Consider the following 3,561-nt stretch of genomic DNA (forward strand, 5'->3'; position numbering starts at 1 on the left):
CGCGGCTAGTTTCCTTCGCCGAGTACCTCGCCGTCCGGAATCTGCCGCGGACCGGTGACCAGCACATCGCCAACGGCCACGACGTCCGCGCCGAAGGTGACGTCGCCTTCGACCTCGAACCGGTGGCAGCGGCGCAGCGACGGCGCCCCGTCGGGGAACCGCTGCTCGAAGTCGGGCAGCAGCTTGTAATACTCCTCATCCAGCGTGACGACGGGCTCCTGGCCGTCGAAGCTGGGCCTCATCTCCCCGTCGCTGGTGAGCTCGTAGGCGTCGGAGCGCACGACGAGCAGGTCGTTGGTGGTCTTCACCGGCGCGAACCGCGAGCGGGGAACATGGACCGCGCGGGCGCCGGGGATTGAGCCGATCGCCGCGCCCATCGCCGACTCGAGCTGGATCACCGGGGTGCTGTCCGGGTCGCGCGGATCGACGGTCTTGCGATTGACGATCAGCGGCAGGTCTGGCGCCGCCGGATCGGCGGCTTGCAAGTCCTTAAGCGCGCGCAGGTCGATCCAGATGTTGTTGGTGTTGTACCAGCGCCAGCGTTCGACGTCGGTGAACGAGTCGTCGCCGTCGGGCACCTGCGCCGTCTCCCGCAGCACCAGCTGGCCCTGATAACAGGCGAGGTGACCGCCCTTGCGGTCGGCCGGAGTGCCGCGGACCGCCTCCAGGGCGAACGGCACCTGCTCCGCGGCCAGCCATGCGGCGATCCGGACGTCGGCGAGCGCGCCGAGGTTGTCGGAGTTGGAGACGAAGGCGTAGCACAGCCCGGCGCCGAGCAGGGCGTCCAGCGTGCCGGACGCCGCCAGCGCGGGGTAGATGTCACCGTGCCCTGGCGGGCACCACTCCAGGTCCGGGTCGGCGGGCCACCGCACCGGCTCGAAGTCACTGGCGCGGATCTTCGGCTCGCGGCCCTGGAGAAAGTCCCGCGGCACGCCCGGCGCGCTCAGGTCGCCGTAGTGGTCGAGCACCTTCAGCGACGGGTCGCGGGTGATCGCGGAATTCATCAGCACGAGCGGCAGCCGGGCGCCGTGCCGCTCACGCAGCGCCAGCACCTGCCTGGCGAGGACATCGAGGAAGTTCGCGCCCGGCTTGACCTCGAGCACCGACTTCGGACCCTCCAGGCCCATGCTCGTCCCCAGCCCGCCGTTGAGCTTGACGATCACCAGCCGGTCCAGCACGTCACGGGCCTGGCCAGGTGACGGGCTGGGCAGCTCGTCCAGGTGCGGCAGGTCCGCGAGCGGCTCAAGGTCCTCGCCGGGCAGGAGTCCGGCCTGCCGCTCGCCGAGCTGCCGCAGTCGCCTGCGCAGGGCGGCTAGCTCGGTGCCGTGCACGCCGCCGGCCTCAGCCTTGGCCACGACGGCTGCGCTGTAGCCGGGCGTATTCATGCTCTGATCCTCCGATCAGCTCCGGAACTCGGGTCACACGTCAAACTGCCCGCCTGCGCGCAAGTATGCCCCCACAGCCACGCACCCGGCCCGGCAGTGTGTCAGGGGCAGTGTGTCAGGGGCGGGCTGGCGACGGGTGCCGGGGCTCGTAGATGGGCAGCTCAGACCCGTCGGGCAGCCGGATCGCCGCGAGCAGCCCCCAGCCCTGGTCGGAGACGTCCCGGGCGATTTCAGCGCCCTTATCCCTCAGTGCGGCGAGGGTGGACTGGATGTCGTCGCACATGAGGTAGAGCTCGTGGCGGGTCGCGCCGTCGGCCGGGTGGACCGCGAGCTCGGCCGGGGGCAGCGCGAAGATGAGCCAGCCGCCTCCCGCGTCCGCCGACGGCATGTCGAGGACATCGGAGAAAAACGCACGGACCTGCTCGGCCTGCGGGGAGAACACGATGGCGTGCATTCCGGTGATCACGCCGGGGATCATACGCTGTTTCCATGGCGAACTCCGCAACCGCGAAAAGCGCGCCGGGAACAGGATCGGTCACCAACGAACGGCTGCTCGCAGCCCAGTTGTTCAACGAGACCTGGCGGCTCATGGAGCAGGAGAACCGGACCGTAGCGGACGACGACCGCATGATCCACGCGGCGCACGCCTCCCGGTACCACTGGGGCCTGGTTCCCGAGGCGACCCCGGCGAACCTCGCGCGCGGCGAATGGCAGATCTCGCGCGTCTACGCGGTCCTCAGGAGGGCCGAGCCCGCGCGGTACCACGCGCAGCGGGTCCTGGACATCTGCCAGGACAACGGCATCGCCGACTGGGACCTGGCGTTCGCCTTCGAGGCCCTCGCCCGCGCCCACGCGGTGGCCGGGGAAGCCGGGAAGGCACGGCACTACACGGACCGGGCCCTCGCTGCCGTAGCCAACATCACCGACGAGGAAGACCGCGCCCTGGTGCTCGCGGACCTGGAGACCATACCGGGCCAGCCGCGTTACTGGTAAGCCAGCCGCGGTGACCAGCTCGCCGAACAGCCCGAGCACAGCCTCCGGGTTCTCCAGCTGCGGCAGGTGGCCGGCCGCCGGCACCATCCGGAACACCGCGCCAGGAATCGCCGCGGCGTACTCCTTGCCGTAGCCGGGGGTGACGATCCGGTCGGCCTCGCCCCAGATCACGAGCGTCGGCGCGGTGATGCCGCCGAGCCGCGCGGCCAGCCCGGGATCGGCCATCGAGCGTCCGCCGTAGGCCAGCAGTGCCTCCCGGTTGCCGAGCAGGATCGCCCGCTGTGCCTCGGGCATCGCCGCCGGGTCGATGCGGTGCCCTTTCGGGTTGGCCCAGCTGAGGTCCGCCAGCTGATCGGGCGTCAGCGAGAAGAAGTCCGCGATGGGATGGTCGGCGCTGTCCAGGCCCGCGGGATCGATCAGCACGAGCCGCCCGACTCGCTCCGGGGCGGCCAGCGCCAGTTCGGCCGCCACCCAGCCGCCGACTGAGCTGCCGGCCACGATCACGTCGGTTAGGCCCAGGTCCTCGAGCAGGCCGCCGAGGACCCCGGCGAGCGTGCCCATGGAATCGAGCCAGCCAGGGCGCGCGGTACCGGAGAACCCCGGGTAGACCGGGCTCAGCACCCGGAACGGGAACCGACCGGCGAGCGCCTCGCCGAAGCCGGTGACCGAATCCGGACCCGCGCCGCCGTGCAGCAGCAGCACGGGCCGGCCGCCGGCGCCGCTCTCCGTAATAGTGAGCGGAACGTCGCCGGACGGCGTGGTCACGGTAATGGTGCGTGCAGACATGAGGCTCTCCTACTCGGCCGCGTAGTCGTCGGCCACTTCGGTGGCGTACCGGCTCATGACCCGCGCGGTCGCCTCGGGCGTCGGCGCCTCGCCGGCGGCGACCAGCTGCCGCAGGTCGCGGAAGTACTGCACGTACAGGTCGGGCGTGAACGTGTTAACCATGACGAGCGGCTCGTCGCCGGGGTTGGCGAAGGTGTGCGGCGCGCCAGGCGGGATCATCGCCAGCGTCCCTGGCGGAGCGTCGTATGTCTCGGCGCCGATCGTGAACCGCGCCGTCCCCGACACCACGTAGAAGCCCTCGTCGTGCCGGGCATGCCGGTGCTGCGGCGGGCCCGCGGACCTGGGCGCGACGGTGATCTCGCCGATGCCGAGCCGGTGACCGGTGGTGCTGCCGTCC

The 3,561-nt window shown here is 71.2% G+C and carries 4 protein-coding genes; all 4 read right to left on the bottom strand.

Annotated features, from left to right (window positions below; genetic code table 11):
- Positions 1–5: 5 nt before the first annotated feature.
- Entirely contained in the window at positions 6–1,385 is a 1,380-nt protein-coding gene (locus WA805_RS22320) for a UTP--glucose-1-phosphate uridylyltransferase (RefSeq protein WP_422280070.1), read from the bottom strand.
- A 115-nt stretch (positions 1,386–1,500) separates the two neighbouring features.
- Positions 1,501–1,851 carry a VOC family protein gene (locus tag WA805_RS22325; protein ID WP_425243305.1) on the bottom strand — a complete coding sequence of 117 codons (351 nt, stop codon included), beginning with the start codon at positions 1,849–1,851 and terminating at the stop codon, positions 1,501–1,503.
- An 8-nt stretch (positions 1,852–1,859) separates the two neighbouring features.
- The gene (locus WA805_RS22330; RefSeq protein WP_425243306.1) at positions 1,860–3,164 is read right to left on the bottom strand and encodes an alpha/beta fold hydrolase; all 1,305 of its coding nucleotides are present in this window, start codon (positions 3,162–3,164) and stop codon (positions 1,860–1,862) included.
- A gap of 9 nt (positions 3,165–3,173) precedes the next feature.
- On the bottom strand, positions 3,174–3,561 hold a 388-nt coding region (locus WA805_RS22335), incomplete at its 5' end, for a cupin domain-containing protein (protein WP_425243307.1).

It is taken from the genome of Trebonia sp., assembly GCF_049794275.1.
Lineage (GTDB): Bacteria > Actinomycetota > Actinomycetes > Streptosporangiales > Streptosporangiaceae > Trebonia.

Excerpts from the sequence above, each read along its gene's own strand:
- WA805_RS22330 (WP_425243306.1), bottom strand. The coding sequence starts at position 3,164 with ATGTCTGCACGCACCATTACCGTGACCACGCCGTCCGGCGACGTTCCG.
- WA805_RS22320 (WP_422280070.1), bottom strand. The coding sequence starts at position 1,385 with ATGAATACGCCCGGCTACAGCGCAGCCGTCGTGGCCAAGGCTGAGGCC.